The organism is Acidovorax sp. NN32 (assembly GCF_057597245.1).
The window spans coordinates 5,068,717-5,085,249 of sequence record NZ_CP199679.1 but is presented as its reverse complement, the minus strand read 5'-3'; the positions used below and the strand labels follow the sequence as shown (position 1 = coordinate 5,085,249).

General features: G+C 67.3%; 16 protein-coding genes. 7 read left to right on the top strand and 9 right to left on the bottom strand.

From position 1 onward, the window contains the following. Positions 1 to 5: 5 nt before the first annotated feature. From ACT89O_RS23570 to ACT89O_RS23560, 3 genes are all read right to left on the bottom strand, one after another. Positions 6 to 533: a Clp protease N-terminal domain-containing protein gene (locus ACT89O_RS23570; protein ID WP_218300864.1), complete on the bottom strand. Its 528-nt coding sequence runs from the start codon at positions 531 to 533 to the stop codon at positions 6 to 8. A 15-nt stretch (positions 534 to 548) separates the two neighbouring features. Further along, on the bottom strand, positions 549 to 779 hold the full coding sequence (locus ACT89O_RS23565; RefSeq protein ID WP_121421570.1) for a helix-turn-helix domain-containing protein: 231 nt from the start codon (positions 777 to 779) through the stop codon (positions 549 to 551). A gap of 70 nt (positions 780 to 849) precedes the next feature. Beyond that, positions 850 to 1,827, bottom strand: coding sequence for a LysR substrate-binding domain-containing protein (locus tag ACT89O_RS23560; RefSeq protein WP_218300865.1), 978 nt, complete (start codon positions 1,825 to 1,827; stop codon positions 850 to 852). Positions 1,828 to 1,935: 108 nt separating this feature from the next. Here ACT89O_RS23560 and ACT89O_RS23555 point away from each other — a divergent pair, with 108 nt between their 5' ends. Next, the gene (locus tag ACT89O_RS23555) at positions 1,936 to 2,901 is read left to right on the top strand and encodes a Bug family tripartite tricarboxylate transporter substrate binding protein (protein WP_228897203.1); all 966 of its coding nucleotides are present in this window, start codon (positions 1,936 to 1,938) and stop codon (positions 2,899 to 2,901) included. 121 nt (positions 2,902 to 3,022) lie between these two features. Then, complete coding sequence (locus tag ACT89O_RS23550; RefSeq protein WP_487261353.1) at positions 3,023 to 3,952, top strand: N-formylglutamate amidohydrolase; 930 nt, start codon at positions 3,023 to 3,025, stop codon at positions 3,950 to 3,952. Between the two features lie 29 nt (positions 3,953 to 3,981). On the opposite strand, the gene ACT89O_RS23545 is transcribed toward ACT89O_RS23550, so the two are convergent. From ACT89O_RS23545 to ACT89O_RS23535, 3 genes are read right to left on the bottom strand one after another with little or no spacing between them, the layout of a single operon-like run. Beyond that, on the bottom strand, positions 3,982 to 5,172 hold the full coding sequence (locus ACT89O_RS23545; protein ID WP_436131447.1) for a serine hydrolase domain-containing protein: 1,191 nt from the start codon (positions 5,170 to 5,172) through the stop codon (positions 3,982 to 3,984). A gap of 50 nt (positions 5,173 to 5,222) precedes the next feature. Further along, entirely contained in the window at positions 5,223 to 6,638 is a 1,416-nt protein-coding gene (locus ACT89O_RS23540; protein ID WP_487261352.1) for a sensor histidine kinase, read from the bottom strand. Then, the gene (locus ACT89O_RS23535) at positions 6,635 to 7,291 is read right to left on the bottom strand and encodes a response regulator (protein WP_487261351.1); all 657 of its coding nucleotides are present in this window, start codon (positions 7,289 to 7,291) and stop codon (positions 6,635 to 6,637) included. Before ACT89O_RS23535 ends, ACT89O_RS23540 begins: the two co-directional genes overlap by 4 nt. 118 nt (positions 7,292 to 7,409) lie before the next feature. On the opposite strand from ACT89O_RS23535, the gene ACT89O_RS23530 reads away from it, so the two are divergent. From ACT89O_RS23530 to ACT89O_RS23520, 3 genes are all read left to right on the top strand, one after another. Next, positions 7,410 to 8,084: a response regulator gene (locus ACT89O_RS23530; RefSeq protein ID WP_055394601.1), complete on the top strand. Its 675-nt coding sequence runs from the start codon at positions 7,410 to 7,412 to the stop codon at positions 8,082 to 8,084. A gap of 232 nt (positions 8,085 to 8,316) precedes the next feature. Beyond that, positions 8,317 to 9,768, top strand: coding sequence for a sensor histidine kinase N-terminal domain-containing protein (locus ACT89O_RS23525; RefSeq protein ID WP_487261350.1), 1,452 nt, complete (start codon positions 8,317 to 8,319; stop codon positions 9,766 to 9,768). Between the two features lie 106 nt (positions 9,769 to 9,874). After that, positions 9,875 to 10,876, top strand: coding sequence for an MBL fold metallo-hydrolase (locus ACT89O_RS23520; protein WP_487261349.1), 1,002 nt, complete (start codon positions 9,875 to 9,877; stop codon positions 10,874 to 10,876). A 45-nt stretch (positions 10,877 to 10,921) separates the two neighbouring features. Here the strand turns inward: ACT89O_RS23520 and ACT89O_RS23515 are convergent, their stop codons facing one another. Genes ACT89O_RS23515 through ACT89O_RS23505 form a run of 3 tightly spaced genes read right to left on the bottom strand, consistent with a single transcriptional unit; the run spans position 10,922 to position 13,183 of the window. Continuing rightward, positions 10,922 to 11,674 carry an SPOR domain-containing protein gene (locus tag ACT89O_RS23515; protein ID WP_487261348.1) on the bottom strand — a complete coding sequence of 251 codons (753 nt, stop codon included), beginning with the start codon at positions 11,672 to 11,674 and terminating at the stop codon, positions 10,922 to 10,924. Positions 11,675 to 11,720: 46 nt separating this feature from the next. Next, complete coding sequence (locus ACT89O_RS23510) at positions 11,721 to 12,584, bottom strand: biotin--[acetyl-CoA-carboxylase] ligase (protein WP_487261347.1); 864 nt, start codon at positions 12,582 to 12,584, stop codon at positions 11,721 to 11,723. After that, complete coding sequence (locus ACT89O_RS23505; protein ID WP_121508207.1) at positions 12,581 to 13,183, bottom strand: SET domain-containing protein; 603 nt, start codon at positions 13,181 to 13,183, stop codon at positions 12,581 to 12,583. Before ACT89O_RS23505 ends, ACT89O_RS23510 begins: the two co-directional genes overlap by 4 nt. Before the next feature lie 131 nt (positions 13,184 to 13,314). On the opposite strand from ACT89O_RS23505, the gene ACT89O_RS23500 reads away from it, so the two are divergent. Next, on the top strand, positions 13,315 to 16,239 hold the full coding sequence (locus ACT89O_RS23500) for a DNA topoisomerase III (RefSeq protein ID WP_487261346.1): 2,925 nt from the start codon (positions 13,315 to 13,317) through the stop codon (positions 16,237 to 16,239). Further along, a complete protein-coding gene (locus ACT89O_RS23495) occupies positions 16,239 to 16,469 on the top strand; it encodes a hypothetical protein (protein WP_487261345.1) in 231 nt (76 codons plus the stop codon). Before ACT89O_RS23500 ends, ACT89O_RS23495 begins: the two co-directional genes overlap by 1 nt. Positions 16,470 to 16,533: the final 64 nt, after the last annotated feature.

Sequence of the window (16,533 nt, the reverse complement as noted above, 5' to 3'; positions counted from 1 at the left end):
CCCGGCTAGTCGGCTGTACCCGTTGCGGTTGCTGTTGCCGTTGACACCTGGGCCTGCGCCACTGCCACCAGCTGGTCAGCGTCAATGCCCATGGCACGCAGCGTGCGTGCCGCCACGCCGTGCGGCATGGTGGCCACCGCTGCTACCACGTGGGCGCCCAGAAGGGGGCCGCCCTGGCTCTTGCGGGAGCGCGCCAGCGTCTGCATGACCTCCTGGCCCGATGGCTGTGCCCGGTAGAGGCCCGGGGCCGGTGGCGCGAGGGCTGGCGCCTGCGGCAGGGTTGCATCCAGCCCCACGCTGCGTAGCGCATCGCGGTACTGCTGCTCGATCGCATCCCGCACGGCGGCGGGTGCGACGCCCATGCTCTCCAGCGCACGCCGGGCCGACCCATCGGGAAGGTCGATGGCGGCCAGCAAAAAATGCTCTGCCCCCGGTGCGGCTTGGCCGCTTGCGCGGGCATGTGCCTCGGCGCCGGTGCACAGGCGGCTCAGGGTGCGCATGCTCTGGAAGCGGTGCTGCAATTGGCGAAACATGGTGATAACTCCTTCTCAAGAACGGGGGCGCTGTGGGGCCTGGGGCATGTGGGGTGACAGGCGCTTGTGCGCTGCCTGCTTGCTCACGCCCAGGGCCTGGGCAATCTGTGCCCACGACCACCCTTGCTCCAGCGCCGCAGCCACGGCGGCAGCTTCCAGCCGGTCGGCCATCAGCCGCAAGGCGACTACGGCAGCCAGCGCGGCCTCGGGGTTGTCGGGTGAGGGGAGTGCGGGTGGCGCTTGCATTCGTCAACTATAGTTGACGAATAGCTCTATCGTCAACCCATGTTGACGACGGCCTGTTCACAGCAAGGCGTCACCGCGGAACGAGCGCGATCGGCCCTGCACCCGGTGTGGGTGGCGAAAGCACTGTCTCACCCCCGGGCGATTCACACGCCAGCAACCACTGTCGAAAGCACTGCAGCGCCTGCAGCTGCGTGCGGCCCTCGGGGTAACAAAACCAGTAGCCCATGTCGCTGCGGAAGCCGCCGCGCAGCGGATGGTCGGCAAGGGGCTCGCGCACCAGGCCCGCCGTGATTTCATCCTGCACCAAGCAGCGCGGTACCAGCGCCAGGCCCATGCCGGCCATCACCGCGCGGATCATGGTTTGGAACTGGTCGAACTGCGGCCCGGCCAGCGGGTCGATGAGGGCCTCCACCCCGTGTGTCTCGCTCCAGCGCAGCCAGGCCTCGGGCACCGTCACGTGGCGCATCAGTGTGTGGTGGGCCACATCGCCTGGCGTGTCGATGGTCCAGTCGGCCACGCGGGTGCGCGGGGCGATCAAGGCCACCTCGTTGCCCGTGATGTAGTGCGCGTGTGCGCCGGGCCAGTGGCCTTCACCGAACAGGATGGAGCAGTCCAGCTCGGGCCGCTCGAAGTCGTAGCTGTGCACGTAGGGCACGAAGTGCAGAGTGACCTGCGGGTGCAGCTGCTGGAACTGCGGCAGGCGCGGGATGAGCCACTTGGCCGCAAACGTGGGCAGACTGGACAGGTGCAGCGCCCCGCCACCGTCGTCGCTGGTGATCAGCTCCAGGGTGGCGGCCTCCAGCTGCGCCAGCACCGCGCGCACGGCTTTCTCGTAGCGTTCGCCCGCGGGCGTCAGCGCCAAGCGCTTGCGGCTGCGCTCAAACAATGCCACGCCCACCCAGCCCTCCAGCTCCTTGACCTGCTTGCTGACCGCGCTTTGCGTGAGGTGCAAGGCCTCGGCAGCGCGCGAGACGCTGCCAAACCGCGTGACCATGGAAAACGCGCGCAATAGGTGCAAAGGGGGCGACAGCCGACGAAGGGAGGACATGGTTGTTGGATTTAATCATTCCAGAATGGAATGTTATCAGGCGTATCCATTGCTTGGCGGCTGTGTATGCCTCACTTAACCTTGTGGCTCCTTATAGGAGAAGAACCCATGCAACGCCGTCACATGCTTTCAGCGCTGGCCGCTGTATCTTTCGTTCCTGGAATGTCCTTGGCGCAAGAGGCCAGGCCTCTGCGTATCATCGTGCCCTTTCCCCCCGGCGGGGCTACCGACATCACCGCCCGCAGCTTGCAGGAGTCACTGGCCCGCATCCTCAAGCAGCCCGTGGTGCTGGAAAACCGGGGCGGCGCAGGCGGCTCCATCGGCATGGCTGAAGTGGCGCGGGCCTCTGCGGACGGTTTGACCCTGGGCGTGGCCACGCTGTCCACCCACGGCGTGAACCCCGCCGTGTACAGCAAGCTGCCTTACGATCCGATCAAGGACTTTGTGGGCGTGACCGAGATCGTGAAAGCGCCCGGCGTGGTGGTGGTCAACCCGGCCGTCCTGCCCGTCAAAGACCTGGCCGAGCTGGTGAGCTATCTCAAGGCCAACCCCGGCAAAGTGGCTTATGCCACTCCGGGCAACGGCACCATCGGACACATGTGGGGCGAGCTGTTCAAGCGCAGCGCAGGTGTCTCCATGGTTCACATCCCTTACCGCGGTGCGGGTCCGGCCATCAACGACGTGCTGGCTGGCCAGGTGGGGGTGTACTTTGACCAGGTGGCTTCCTCGCTGCCCCACATCAAGGCTGGAAAGCTCAGGGCGCTGGCCGTGTCGTGGCCGGTGCGGCTGGAAGTCCTGCCCGATGTGCCCACCTATGCTGCGGTGGGCTACAAACAGGCCAACGAGCCCTCCTGGTTTGGCATGGTGGCCCCGGCGGGGACGCCCGCCGCGGCCATAGACCGCATCCAGCAGGCCGTGGCCCAGGCCCTCAAGGAACCTGCCGTGCGCGAGCGCCTGGCGGGTCAGGGCCTGTACCCCTCCGGTACAACCTCGAAGGAATTCACCGCACAGATCGCCCGTGAGATCGAGAAAATGAAGGGTGTTGCCGCCTACGCCAAGGTGGTGCTCGATTGAACCCACACCGGGCCCGCGGGCCCGGCGGCCATAGCCGAGGAAGACCGTCACAGGGATAACCATGGTCTTCGCCCGGTCTGGACGGCTAGGCCAGCCGCCCCATTTTGCGCACACTCTGCCTATGCATTCAGCCTTGAAACTGATCCACCACCGCTTTCAGCACGCCCAACCGGGAGCCACCGGTTCACCCGGGCAGGCCACGCAACCATCTGCCACCGTCACTGCGGTGTCCGGCAGTACACCGCTGGTGCTTGACTCTCCCCACAGCGGCACTCAGTACCCCGCCGACTTTGGCTCCGCCCTCGCCTTGGCCACCCTGCGCAGGGCAGAGGACACCCACGTCGAAAAAATCTACGCCTTTGCCCCGGCGCTGGGCGTGGCCTGGGTCGAGGCCCACTTCCCCCGCATCTACCTGGATGCCAACCGCGACACCACCGAGCTGGATACCAGCCTGATCGACGGAGAATGGACCGACCCCATTTCCACCGACCCCAAGGTGCTCAGCAAGGTGCGCCTGGGCAAGGGCCTGATCTGGAAGTTCACCGACGAGGGTGAGCCCATCTACCACCGACAGCTCACCGTGGCCGAAGTGCGTGCGCGCATCGACCAATGCTGGCGCCCCTACCACGCGGCAGTGGCCCAGGCCATCGATGCCGCCCATGCGCGCCACGGCTACAGCATCCACCTCAACTGCCATTCCATGCCCGCCGTGGCCGGGCGCTTTGCCACCGAGTTTCCGGGGCTGAAGCACGCCGATTTCGTGGTGGGCGACCGCGACGGCACCACGGCCAGCCCCGCGCTGTCCGCACTGATCTGCGATCACCTGCGCGCGTGTGGCTACAGCGTGGAATACAACCACCCCTACAAAGGCGTGGAGCTGGTGCGCCGCTATGGCAACCCTGCGCAGCACCGCCACAGCATCCAGGTCGAGATCAACCGCAAGCTCTATATGGACGAGCGCACGCTGGCGCAGGTGCCCGAGGGCATGGCACGGCTGCAGGCCGACCTGCAGGCGCTGGTGCGCAGGCTGCTCGCGCACGATCCGCGCTGACGGGGGCGAGCCGCTTTCAGAAACGCTTCTCAGGCCAGCAGTACAGAAACGCTTTCGTACAGCAGCGCGATGCTGTCCTCGGTGGCGATGTTGCTGTGCGCAAAGGCGGCGCGCGACCCGTCCATTGCCACCAGCGACAACGCCTGAAACCCGCCGGTTTCGCCCGTGTGCAACAGCCAGCCTGCGCCCTGCATGGCGTGCGTGATCCACCCCAGCGCATAGCGGTTTGCAGGAGCGCGTGCCAGCTCTTGCAGCCCCTGCAGGTAACTGCGGGGCAGGGGCGTGGCGTCACCCCTGAGGGCGTGCAGGTGCCATTGCAGCCACAGGGCGTCGTCCCGCGCGGTCAGGCTCACGGCGCCGGCTGGGTTCAGGATTTCCAGCCATGCGCGCTCGGGCGCCCCGGCCAAGCTTTGGGGCTGTAGTTGCCCACCTTCCAGTGCATGGCCTGCGGGCTGGTCGCTACCCCTTCGCAAAGGCTCGCCGACGAACAGGGAGATGCCCAGCGGCTGGGCCACGCGCTGGCGCAGCAAGTCTGCCCAGTCCTGCCCCGTGGCGGCGCGCAGCATGCGGGCCGCAAGCGCATAGCCAGCGTTGGAGTACGCAAAATCCGGGTCGGCCCCCGTGCCCCGGACAGGGGCCTGGCGCAGCAGCCACTGCAGGAAGAAGTCCTCCACTTCGGCGGGCTCTTGCAGTCGGGTGAGCACGTCGGTGCCCACTTCGCCGAGGAACATCGCCACATCCTCCGGTTTGTTGAATGCCATCACACCCGCACGGTGGTCCAGCAATTGCCGCAGCGTGACACCCTGGTAGGCGGGCAGGGCCTCGCGGGCCAATCCGGGCAGCGTCTGCGCCAGCGTGCTGTCCCAGCGCAGCAGGCCCTGGTCCACCACGCTGGCGGCCACACACGCCGTCATGGCCTTGGTGTTGGAGCCAATTGCCATCAGGTCGCCGCGCTCCAGCGCGGCGGTGCCGCCCAACCTGCGCAGCCCGGCCACCGCCACCTGGGCGCGCGTGGAATCCGTCCAGCCGGTGGCCGCACCCACAACGCCTTGGGACACCAGCTTGCTGGCCTGCGACTGCAGGCGCTCCAGCAAGGCGTCAGCGCCATCATCGCTACCGCCGCCACAGGCTGTCACCAGGGTGCCCAGGCCAGCTGCGGCCAGCCAGCGGCGACGAGAAAGGATGGCGCCGCGCGCCGCAAGGAAATTCAGGAAGTTCATGGCATCTCGTAAAGAAAAGATGCCCGATTGTTGGAACGCGAACCTTGGGCCTACCCAAAGGTCTCAGCTGGCCAGCGCAGCGTGAAGCCCACGCCCCGGCCCTGCAGGCCCGTGCCGACAGTGACCCGCCCGCCCAGGTGTCCCATGGCCTGCTGCGCGATGGTGAGCCCCAGGCCGGAGCCGCTGCTGCGCGCGCGCGGCGAACGCCAGAACCGCTCGAAGACCCGTGCCTGCTCGCCGGCCTCGATGCCTGGGCCGTCATCGGCAATCCAGATCACCACATCGCCTGCCTCCTCGCCCACGCGCAACTGCACCGCGCGTCCGGCCCCCGGCCCGCAGCCATGCTTGAGGGCGTTGTCCAGCACATTGCCCAGCGCCGACCACAGCAGCTGGCGGTCAAAGGCCAGCACCCAGGTGTCGGGCCCTTCGAGCGACAGCTCCACGCCCATCTCATCCGCCCAGCGCATGCGCTGGGCCAGGCAGTCCTGCAGCAAGGCCATCAGGTCCTGCCGTTCGGCGCTGGGGGGCGGGGCTTCCTCCAGCGCAGCCAGCGTGAGCAATTGCTCGCTCAGGTGGGCCGCGCGCTCAACGGCGTGCATCAGCGCCTCGGAGGCCCGCGCCCGCGCGGGGCCCTCGGGCGCCTGGAGAAGCACGTGGGCCTGGGTGGCAATGACCGCCATGGGCGTGCGCAGCTCGTGGGCCGCGTCGTGCACCAGCGCCTTCTCACGTGCCAGATGGGCGCGCAGTCGGTTGAGCAAGTGGTCGAATGCCTGGGCCAGCCCGCGCAGTTCGCGCTCGGGCGGTAGGTCCTGCAGGGGGCGCAGGTCGTGGGCAGAGCGCGCCGCGATCTGGGCACCCAGCCGCGCCAGTGGGCGCAGGCCCGTGCGGACGGCCAGCCACAGCGGCAGTCCCACCAGGGGCAGCGCCAGCAGCACCGAGGCCGCGAGGTCTTCGCCCATGAAGCTGAGCAGGCGCGCGTCGGACAACAGGGGCTCTGCCACCAGCACGCGCCACGCGCCCGAGGTTTCCCACGCGGCCCAGTGCGAGCGCCCTGCAATCACCAACTTGGCGTGGCCGGACGGGCCGGCCAGGGCAACGGCGGGGAGGTCGGCGGCGCTGCTATGAAACAGCTGCCCGTGCGTGTCCTGCAGCTGCAGCACGACTTTCTCGCCCTGCAGCAGTTCCACGTCCAGGCGCATGGCGTTGAACGTCTGTGCCGTGCCGCGCACCAGCGCGCGGGCTTCCACCGGGTCGGGCATGGAGGCCAGCGGCACTGCCAGCCCCTGTGCCAGCTGGCGCACGCCCGGGTTTGTGCCCATGGTCTCGTAGTGGGTGTAGGCCATCTGCGCCAGCAGCACCAGCCACACCAGCCCCATGGCTGCAAGCAGCGCCAGCAGGGTGCGCCGCGTGAGGCTGGGGCCCCACCAGCGGTTCCATGCGCCGTGTGCAAGGACAGGCCACTTCATGGCTGCAGTCGGTAGCCCACGCCGCGCACCGTGACCACGCGCTGGGCGCCAATCTTCTTGCGCAGGTTGGAGATATGCACCTCCAGCGTGGCGGCGTCCAGCGCATCGCCCAGCGGTTCGAGCCGCTGGGCGAGCACGTTCTTGGCGACCACGGTGCCGGGCTCGCGGGCCAGTTCCACCAGCAGGCGGAACTCGCGCGGCGACAGGGCCAGCAGGGCGTCGCCCTGCCAGGCCTCATGCCGCCGGGGCGCAATCCGCAGTGGGCCCAGTGTCCATTCCTCGCAGGCCTGGCGGGCGCTGCGCCGCAGCACCGCGTGCAGGCGCGACAGCAGCTCGGGCACGTGAAAGGGCTTGAGCACATAGTCGTCCGCACCGGCGTCCAAGCCGTCCAGCCGGTCCTGCAGCGCCGTGCGGGCAGTGATGACGATCACGGGCACCGCGAGCCCCGCGCGCCGCCAGTGGCGCAGCAGCGCCATGCCCTGGCCATCGGGCAGGGTCAGGTCCAGCAGCACGGCGGCAATCTCGTTGGCGTCGGGCACGGGCGGCGTGGCGGCCACGCTACGCAGCCATTGCACCGTGAAGCCGTCCAGCTGCAGGGCCTGCAGCAGCGCTTGTCCCAGGTCCAGATCGTCTTCAATGAGCAGGATGTGCATGGCGGTGATTGTCCCCGCCCAAGCTTGCACGAAACCAAAGACCAGGCGGGAGCCAGACGCCTAAAATCACAGCACAGGCGCGGCACCAGACCGCCGCCACCTCACCAGGAGACAACGCATGCGCATTCTCATTGCCGAAGACGACCAGGTGCTGGCCGATGGCCTGCTGCGCACCCTGCGCGCCTCGGGAGCCGTGGTGGACCACGTGGCCAGCGGCACCGAGGCCGATGCAGCGCTCCTGACCAACAACGAATTCGACCTGCTCATCCTGGACCTGGGCCTGCCCAAGATGCACGGGCTGGAGGTGCTCAAAAAGCTGCGCGGCCGAGGCTCCGCCTTGCCCGTGCTCATCCTCACCGCCGCTGACAGCGTGGAAGAGCGTGTGAAGGGCCTGGACTTTGGCGCCGACGACTACATGGCCAAGCCCTTCAGCCTGCAGGAGCTAGAAGCCCGCGTGCGCGCCCTCACGCGGCGGGGAATGGGCGGCACCAGCAGCGCCATCAAACACGGCCCGCTGGTGTATGACCAGGCCGGCCGCGTGGCCACCATCGACGGCAAGATGATCGAGCTGTCGGCGCGCGAGCTGGGCCTTTTGGAGGTGCTGCTGCAGCGCGCGGGCCGCCTGGTGAGCAAGGAACAACTGGTGGAGCGCCTGTGCGAGTGGGGCGAAGAAGTCAGCAACAACGCCATCGAGGTCTACATCCACCGCCTGCGCAAGAAGATCGAAGGCGGCCCCATCCGCATCGCCACCGTGCGCGGCCTGGGCTACTGTTTGGAAAAGATTCCAGGTTGATATGAAGCACCCCCTGAGTCGCTTCGCGCCTTCCCCCTCTCCTTCGGGAGGGGGACGCACCCGGTGGCCTGGCGGAGCCAGTTCCACGGGTGCACTGGCGTTGGCCGCGTCAGTTGCACATGGTGTGGACGGACATGACGTGCCGATTGAATACTTTAAAAATGATAGCTACTTGCGCTTGATGGATAAGCGCTAGCGGCCAATTCCATTCAAAACCACCGCGGCGAACGCCTTGAAAATATTCCAGCGAGAGCAGCGATCCCTGTTCGGCGAAATCCTCGACTGGATGCTCACGCCGCTGCTGCTGCTGTGGCCCGTCAGCCTGGCGCTGACCTGGCTGGTGGCACAGGGCCTGGCCAACAAGCCGTTTGACCGGGCGCTCGAATACAACGCCCACGCCCTTGCCCAGCTGGTGGGCGTGGCGGGCAACAAGGTGCAGTTCAACCTGCCCCAGCCTGCCAGCGAGATCCTGCGGGCCGATGAGTCCGACATCGTCTACTACCAGGTGCTGGGCCCCGGCGGGGAGTTCCTCTCCGGCGAGCGCGAGCTGCCCGAGCCGCCCGCCGACGAGGTGCCCATGTCCGGCGAGGTGCGCCTGCGCGACGGCGAAATGCGCGGCATTGAGATCCGCGTCGCCTACATCTGGGTGCGCCTGCCCTTGCCAGATACCCCCGTGGCGCTGGTGCAGGTGGCCGAGACGCGCGAAAAGCGCAGCGTGCTGGCCACCGAAATCATCAAGGGCGTGATGCTCCCGCAGTTCGTGATCCTGCCGCTGGCCGTGTTGCTGGTGTGGCTGGCGCTGGCGCGGGGCATCCAGCCGCTCAACCAGCTGGAGCAGCGCATCCGCGCGCGCAACCCCGACGACCTCTCCCCGCTGGACGACCGCACGGTGCCGCTCGAAGTGGCGCCCCTCGTTGCCTCGGTGAACGACCTGCTGCAGCGCCTGAACGACTCGCTGGCCACGCAAAAGCGCTTTCTGGCCGACGCAGCGCACCAGCTCAAGACGCCCCTGGCAGGCCTGCGCATGCAAGCCGACCTGGCCCAGCGCGAGGGCACCAGCACCGAGGAACTCAAGCGCTCGCTGCAGCAGATTGGCCGCTCCAGCATCCGCGCCACACACACCGTCAACCAGCTGCTGGCGCTGGCGCGCGCCGAGGGCAGCGGCGTGGGTTTTGCGCGCCAGCCCTGCGACCTGGCCCGGCTCACCATCGAGGTGGTGCGCGACTCGGTGCCCCGCGCCCTGGAAAGGCACATCGACCTGGGCTACGACGGTGCAGAGCCGGGCTCGTCCGGCGTGATGCTCGACGGCAACCCCACGCTGCTCAAGGAACTGGTGCGCAACCTGGTGGACAACGCCCTCAATTACACCCCTTCCACGCCCGACAAGCCGGGCGTGGTCACCGCCCGCGTGCTGGCCGATACGTTTGGCCATGTGCTGCTGCTGCAGGTCGAAGACTCAGGCCCCGGCGTGCCCGAGGCCGAGCGCGAGCTGGTGTTCCAGCCGTTCTACCGTGCGTTGGGCAGCGAGGCCGACGGCTCCGGTCTGGGCCTGCCGATCGTGCTGGAGATTGCGCGCAAGCACGATGCCGAGGTCACCCTGGAAGACGCACGCCCGGGCCAGCAGCCGCCGGGCGCGCGCTTCAGCGTGCGTTTTGCCGCGCGCGATGAAGTGGCGGGCGGCTGAACAGCACTGCCCGAATACCGGCACGCCGCAGGGGCGATGCACTAGACCCCACCGCCCCGCACCGGGCTGCGGCATCATGCGACCTCTTTGACCCGAAGCTGTCACCATGTCCCCATCACCCCGCCGTTTTGCCAACACCCACCCCGGCGTCGTCATTGGCAATTTCCCCTGGTACGAGATGGTGTGGCGCTCGCTGCGCGGCGATTTCAAACCCCGCTCGGACCCCGCCGGGGGTTATGAAGCCTTTGCCCGGCAGTGGGGCGCGCCCGTGGACCACGCGCGCCTGGCGCAGCGCCCGCAGGCACCGGTCGTCACCTGGCTGGGCCATGTGTCCATCCTGCTTCAGGTGGCAGGCCTGAACGTGCTCATGGACCCGACACTGTGCGGCTTTGCCGGGCCACTCGGCCGCTTTGGCGCACCACGCCGCGTACCGGCACCGCTGACCCCCGAGCAGCTGCCGCCCATCGACGTGGTGCTGATCTCGCACAACCACTACGACCACCTCTGCTACGGCACCTTGCGCCGCCTGCGCGACGCGGGCCAGTCGCCGCGTTTTGTGGTGCCCTTGGGCCTGGGAGGTTGGTTCACCCAACGCGGCATGGGCCCCGTGACCGAGCTGAACTGGTGGGAACACACCGACATCGCCCCGGGTCTGCGGGTGCACTTCACGCCCGCCCAGCACTGGAGCCGCCGCACCCCGTGGGATACCAACGCCTCGCTGTGGGGCGGCTACGCGCTGGAATGGGCGCGCCCGGACGCTGGGGACCCCTGGCGTTTTCTGTTTCCGGGCGATACGGGCTACAGCGACGACTTCAAGGCCATCCGCCAGCGCCTGGGGGCCGTGGACTTCCTGGCCCTGCCCATCGGCGCCTACCTGCCGCGCGATTTCATGAAACCCATGCACGTGAACCCCGAGGACGCCGTGCAGCTGATGCTGGATGTGGACGCCAAGCAGGCCATGGGCGTGCACTGGGGCACGTTCATGCTGACGCAGGAGGCGTTTGACCACCCTCCGCGCGACGTGGCCGCTGCACTGGCGCAGCGCGGCCTGCCGCAGGACCGGGTCTGGCTCATGCGCCACGGCGAGACGCGCGCCGTCCCGATGTGACAACCGGCGGCGCAAGCGATGGCTCCGCCATCGCCGCTGCTGCGGTCACGCGCAGTTGCGCAGCGTCTTGCCCGCCATGGCGCTGCGCAGCGCGTCGAACTGCGGGCGCAGTGCGTCGGTCACGGCGGGCAGGCGCAGCGTGAAGCCGGGGGACTCGGGCCGCTCCTGGATCACGCGGGCCGTGCGCACGCCCTTGTTGCCCAGGTTGGCCAGTTCGCGCTCTGCGGCCTCTTTGGACGAAAAACGGCCGAGCGAGAGGCCGTACTCCAGTGTGCCGCCTGCCCGGTCGTGGTCCACCTTGCGGGCCCGCAGTTCGGCGCGTTTGCGGTCCAGCGTTTCCAGGTCTTCAAAGCGGCCCATGTAGACCATCCAGCGGCCCGGGATGGGCGTGGGCTCCAGCAGCCAGCTGCCCGGTGGCAGGTTGGCGGCGGCGGTACGCAGGGCGTCGGCCTGGCGCTCGTCAAATACACCGGCCTGCAGGCATTCGGCGGTATCGGCAGGGGGTGGGGAGGAAGCGGCGGAAGACGCCACGTCGGCCGATGCGGTGGCCGTGCCGGGGGTGGAGGGAGCGGGTGGGGGGGAGGACGAAGAAGAAGAGGAGGAGGAAGAGGAAGAGGAAGATGTTTTACTGGGGTTCACACGCAGGATCTGCAGCGTCTCGGGCCGGATCTGCTGGTTCATGCGCTGCGGCTCTGCCTGTTCCTCGGGGGCAAAGCCCCAGTCCTTGAGCAGCCCTTGCGACCACGCGTAGTAGCCCGCGTTGGCCAGCAGCAGTGCGATCACGGCAAGACGGAGCATGGAGCGCGGCCTTTCAGGAACATCGAGATCAACAAAGGGAGCTTCTTCACACCGGAGGCACCGCAGTGGGCCGCACGCTGATTTCGGAACTCGTGATGGCTTGCATGCCGCCCGCAGTGTGCACCAGCAGCGCACCATCGTCCCCCACGCCGTGCGCCGTGCCGGTGTGGCCGTCGCTCAGCGTCACGGCCCGGCCCTGCAGCACATCGCGGGCTGCAAAGCGGGGCTGCATGGGGCCAAACCCGTAGCCTTCAAACGAGCGCAGCATGGCCACCAGTGGCGGCACGATGCGCAGCAGCGCGGTGGGGGCGTCCAAGCCGGGCTCTACGTCCTGCAAGCTGCCGGGCGGCATGCTCATGCCCTCGGCGCTGCGCGGCAGCACGTTGATGCCGATGCCCACCACCACATACCGTGCGGTGCTGGCACTGGCCTTTGCGGCAGAAGCCGCCTGGGGCGCCACAAAACTCGCGGTCTCCACCAGGATGCCGCCCAGCTTGCGGTCACCCGCCGCGCCGCCCAGCCAGAGGTCGTTGGGCCACTTGAGCCCCACACGCGCGGGCTGGTCGGCGCCCAGAGCGGGCAGCACGGGCTGCAGGCTTTCAGCCACGCTCACCCCCACAGCGAGCGAGAGACCCGACCAATCCTGCGGCGCCAGCGGCAGCCCCAGCGACATCATGAGGGAAGCCCCCACATCGCTTTGCCACACCCGCCCCAGCCGCCCGCGCCCGGCGGTCTGCTGCTCGGCCACCAGCAGCGTGGGCTCGCACTGGCCGTTGCGCGCGCGGCGCATCAGCTCGGTGTTGGTGGAGTCGATGGTGGGCAGCACCTCGACGGTAAAGCCCGGTAACAGCGGTGACACCGCTTCCCAGATGGCCTCGGCGGGCCAGCGGATGGGGGAGGCGGCGCTCACTGGCTTCGGCCCCGTGGCTTGGTGGTTGAAGGCGCTTTGGGGGCTTTGGCTTTTTTGGCGGAAGACTTGGTTGGAGAGGGTTTGGATGGTGGCAACGGCACCGGTGGTGCCCAGCCGCGCTTGGGCGCCAGCAGCGTGCCCCGGCAGTTCTTGCTGCCGCACCAGCAGGGGTATTCGGCCTTGAGCTTCTTGGTGTAGCGCTCTTCGATGATCAGGCCGTAGTCGTAGTTCAGCTCTTCGCCCGCCTTGATATTGCGCAGCGCGGTGATAAAAATGCGGCCGTCCCGCTCATCGGCGTAGCAGTTGGGGTTGCAGCTGTGGTTGATCCAGCGCGACGAATTGCCGCCGAACTTTGCGTCGATCACGTGGTCTTCATCCACATGAAAGTAGAACGTGTGGTTGGGTTGCAGGGGGTCGTGTGGGTGCCGGTCCTGCGCTTCCTGCCAGCCAATCACTTCGCCCGTGTACTCCACAAGGACTTCGCCTTCCGCAATATCCTGCACGGCAAACACGCCCTTGCCATGGACGCCAGAGCGCCGGGTCTGGATGCGGCGGCCCGGTGCAAGGGTGGGGGCGGCAGGCGATGCGGAGCGGGGCATGGCAAAAACTCTGTTAACTTGATAGTGCACACATGTGTGCGTGCGCGTGTATGCGTGTGCATGCGCGTGAGACCCGAATTGTAGAAGCGCCCGGAACCCGGGCAACCAGAATGACTGGCGAGAGCCCCAAAATGACCAAGACCCTGGTAATTGCAGAAAAACCCTCTGTCGCGCAAGACATCGTGCGCGCATTGACCCCCGTGGCCGGCAAGTTCGACAAACATGAAGACCACTTCGAGAACGACCGCTATGTAGTCACCAGCGCCGTGGGCCACCTGGTAGAGATCCAGGCGCCCGAAGAGTTTGACGTGAAGCGTGGCAAGTGGAGCTTTGCGCACCTGCCCGTGATCCCGCCGTACTTCGACCTGAAGCCCGTGGACAAGACCAAGACGCGCCTGAACGCCGTGGTCAAGCAAGCCAAGCGCAAGGACGTGACGCAACTCATCAACGCCTGTGACGCGGGCCGCGAGGGTGAGTTGATCTTCCGTTTGATCGAGCAATACGCTGGCGGCGCCAAGCCCCTGGGCAAGCCGGTCAAGCGCCTGTGGCTGCAGTCCATGACGCCCCAGGCCATCCGCGACGGCTTTGACGCCCTGCGCACCGAGCAGCAGATGGCGGGCCTGGCCAGCGCGGCCCGCAGCCGCTCTGAAGCCGACTGGCTGGTGGGCATCAACGGCACCCGCGCCATGACGGCGTTCAACTCGCGCGACGGCGGGTTCTTCCTGACCACCGTGGGCCGGGTGCAGACGCCCACCCTGTCGCTGGTGGTGGAGCGCGAAGAAAAGATCCGCAAGTTCATCAGCCGCGACTACTGGGAAATCCACGCCACCTTCGGTGCGCAGGCGGGTGAATACCCCGCCAAGTGGTTCGACCCCAAGTGGAAGAAGGGCGAGGATGTGGAAGCCCGCGCCGACCGCGTGTGGTCTGCCGCCGAAGCCCAGGCGATTGCCAACGCCGTGCGCGGCAAGCAGGCCACGGTCACCGAAGAGAGCAAGCCCACCACGCAAGCCTCGCCCCTGCTGTTCGACCTGACCAGCCTGCAGCGCGAGGCCAACGGCAAGTTCGGCTTCTCGGCCAAGACCACGCTGGCGCTGGCGCAAAGCCTGTACGAGCGCCACAAGGCCCTGACCTACCCGCGTACCGATTCGCGCGCGCTGCCCGAAGACTATCTGCCCGTGGCCAAGCAAACCTTTGAAATGCTGGCCGACAGCGGCATGCGCCACCTGGCGCCGCACGCGCTCACCGCGCTGAACAACAACTACATTCGCCCGTCCAAGCGCATCTTCGACAACAGCAAGGTGAGCGATCACTTTGCCATCATCCCCACGCTGCAGGCGCCCAGCGGGCTGAGCGAGGCCGAGCAAAAGCTGTACGACCTGGTCGTGCGCCGCTTCATGGCCGTGTTCTTCCCGAGTGCCGAATACACCGTGACCACGCGCATCAGCACCGTGGCGCCCCACAGCTTCAAGACCGAAGGCAAGGTGCTGGTCAAGCCCGGCTGGCTAGCCATCTACGGCAAGGAAGCGGCCGAGGAGGTGGAAGGCGGCAAGGACGGCGACAAGGGCCAGAACCTGGTGCCCGTGAAGCCCGGTGAAATGGTCAACACCCTGCAGGTGGACCCCAAGGGCCTCAAGACCAAACCGCCCGCACGTTATTCCGAAGCCACGCTGCTGGGCGCCATGGAAAGCGCGGGCAAGCAGATCGACGACGACGAACTTCGCGAAGCCATGCAGGAAAAAGGCCTGGGCACGCCAGCCACGCGCGCGGCCATCATTGAAGGCCTGCTGACTGAAAAGTACATGCTGCGCGAAGGCCGCGAGATCATCCCCACGGCCAAGGCGTTTCAACTGATGACGCTGCTGCGCGGGCTGGAGGTCGAAGAACTCTGCCGCGCCGACCTGACCGGCGAGTGGGAGTTCAAGCTCTCGCAAATGGAAAAGGGCCTGCTCAGCCGCGAATCCTTCATGGCCGAGATCGCCGCCATGACCGAGCGCATGGTCAAGAAGGCCAAGGAATACGACCGCGACACCATCCCCGGCGACTACGCCACGCTCGAATCGCCGTGCCCCAACTGCGGCGGCGTGGTCAAAGAGAACTACCGCCGCTTTGCCTGCGTGGGCAAGCCCGGCTCGGAAGGCTGCGGCTTCAGCTTTGGCAAGTCGCCCGCAGGCCGCACGTTTGAAACCGCCGAGGCCAACGCCCTGCTGCGCGACAAGAAGATCGGCCCGCTGGAAGGCTTCCGCTCCAAGGCGGGCTGGCCCTTCACGTCCGAGATCGTCATCAAGTACGACGACGAGGCGCACAACTACAAGCTCGAATTCGACTTTGGCGATGACAAGAAGGGCGAAGAATCTGGCGAGATCGTCGAGTTTGAAGACGCCGCGCTCGGCCCTTGCCCCATCTGCGGATCGGAAGTGCACGAGCACGGCAGCAACTACGTGTGCAGCAAGGCCGTGCCCACCGCTGCGCAGCCCACACCGAGTTGCACCTTCAAGAGCGGCAAGATCATCCTGCAACAGCCTGTGGAGCGCGAGCAGATGACCAAGCTGCTGGACACCGGCAAGACCGACCTGCTCGACAAGTTCGTGAGCATGCGCACGCGCCGCGCCTTCAAGGCCCACCTGGCGTGGGACAAGGAGGCGGGCAAGGTCAACTTTGAGTTTGCGCCGAGCAAGTTCCCGCCGCGCCCAGGCGCTGCTGCTAAAACGATAGCTGCTAAGGCAGGCAGGACAAGCGCTGCAGCCAAAAAATCCGCCAAACCTGCCGCTGCCAAGAAGGCCCCGGCCACCAAGACCGCTGCCACCAAGGCACCGCGCAAGGCCGCCGCTGGCAAGGCCCCCAGTGCCGCGCTGGCTGCAGTGATCGGCAACGAACCCGTGGCGCGCCCCGAGGCCGTGAAGAAGATGTGGGAGTACATCAAGGCCCACAACCTGCAAGACCCCAAGGACAAGCGCACCATCGTCGCCGACGACAAGCTGCGCGCCGTGTTTGGCAAGGACAGCGCGGGCATGTTCGAGCTGGCGGGCATCCTGGGCAACCACCTGGGTGGCGAATGATGCAGCCGCTCCACACGGAACACGCCGCATCGCCCGCACGGTTCGCACAAGGCTTCTGGCGCACCACGCTGGCGGCTTTGGCGGTTGCCGGGGCGCTGGGTGGTTGCAGCAGTACCGCAGGCTCCGCGCGCTCCAGCGACCCGGCCAGCCAGCAGCAGCCTCAGGGTGCCAGCGGCGTTACCGTGTTTGGCGACATCGATGTGGGCGTGACGAAAGAGCGCATGCGCTGACGGTGCTTGTGCTGCCGTCGGCTGAAGCCTGCCATCATCCGGCACAGCGCCGCGCAGATGATGG

Excerpts from the sequence above, each read along its gene's own strand:
- ACT89O_RS23555 (WP_228897203.1), top strand. The coding sequence starts at position 1,936 with ATGCAACGCCGTCACATGCTTTCAGCGCTGGCCGCTGTATCTTTCGTT.
- ACT89O_RS23545 (WP_436131447.1), bottom strand. The coding sequence starts at position 5,172 with ATGAACTTCCTGAATTTCCTTGCGGCGCGCGGCGCCATCCTTTCTCGT.
- ACT89O_RS23520 (WP_487261349.1), top strand. The coding sequence starts at position 9,875 with ATGTCCCCATCACCCCGCCGTTTTGCCAACACCCACCCCGGCGTCGTC.
- ACT89O_RS23505 (WP_121508207.1), bottom strand. The coding sequence starts at position 13,183 with ATGCCCCGCTCCGCATCGCCTGCCGCCCCCACCCTTGCACCGGGCCGC.
- ACT89O_RS23550 (WP_487261353.1), top strand. The coding sequence starts at position 3,023 with ATGCATTCAGCCTTGAAACTGATCCACCACCGCTTTCAGCACGCCCAA.
- ACT89O_RS23535 (WP_487261351.1), bottom strand. The coding sequence starts at position 7,291 with ATGCACATCCTGCTCATTGAAGACGATCTGGACCTGGGACAAGCGCTG.
- ACT89O_RS23500 (WP_487261346.1), top strand. The coding sequence starts at position 13,315 with ATGACCAAGACCCTGGTAATTGCAGAAAAACCCTCTGTCGCGCAAGAC.
- ACT89O_RS23560 (WP_218300865.1), bottom strand. The coding sequence starts at position 1,827 with ATGTCCTCCCTTCGTCGGCTGTCGCCCCCTTTGCACCTATTGCGCGCG.
- ACT89O_RS23530 (WP_055394601.1), top strand. The coding sequence starts at position 7,410 with ATGCGCATTCTCATTGCCGAAGACGACCAGGTGCTGGCCGATGGCCTG.
- ACT89O_RS23495 (WP_487261345.1), top strand. The coding sequence starts at position 16,239 with ATGCAGCCGCTCCACACGGAACACGCCGCATCGCCCGCACGGTTCGCA.
- ACT89O_RS23515 (WP_487261348.1), bottom strand. The coding sequence starts at position 11,674 with ATGCTCCGTCTTGCCGTGATCGCACTGCTGCTGGCCAACGCGGGCTAC.
- ACT89O_RS23565 (WP_121421570.1), bottom strand. The coding sequence starts at position 779 with ATGCAAGCGCCACCCGCACTCCCCTCACCCGACAACCCCGAGGCCGCG.
- ACT89O_RS23540 (WP_487261352.1), bottom strand. The coding sequence starts at position 6,638 with ATGAAGTGGCCTGTCCTTGCACACGGCGCATGGAACCGCTGGTGGGGC.
- ACT89O_RS23570 (WP_218300864.1), bottom strand. The coding sequence starts at position 533 with ATGTTTCGCCAATTGCAGCACCGCTTCCAGAGCATGCGCACCCTGAGC.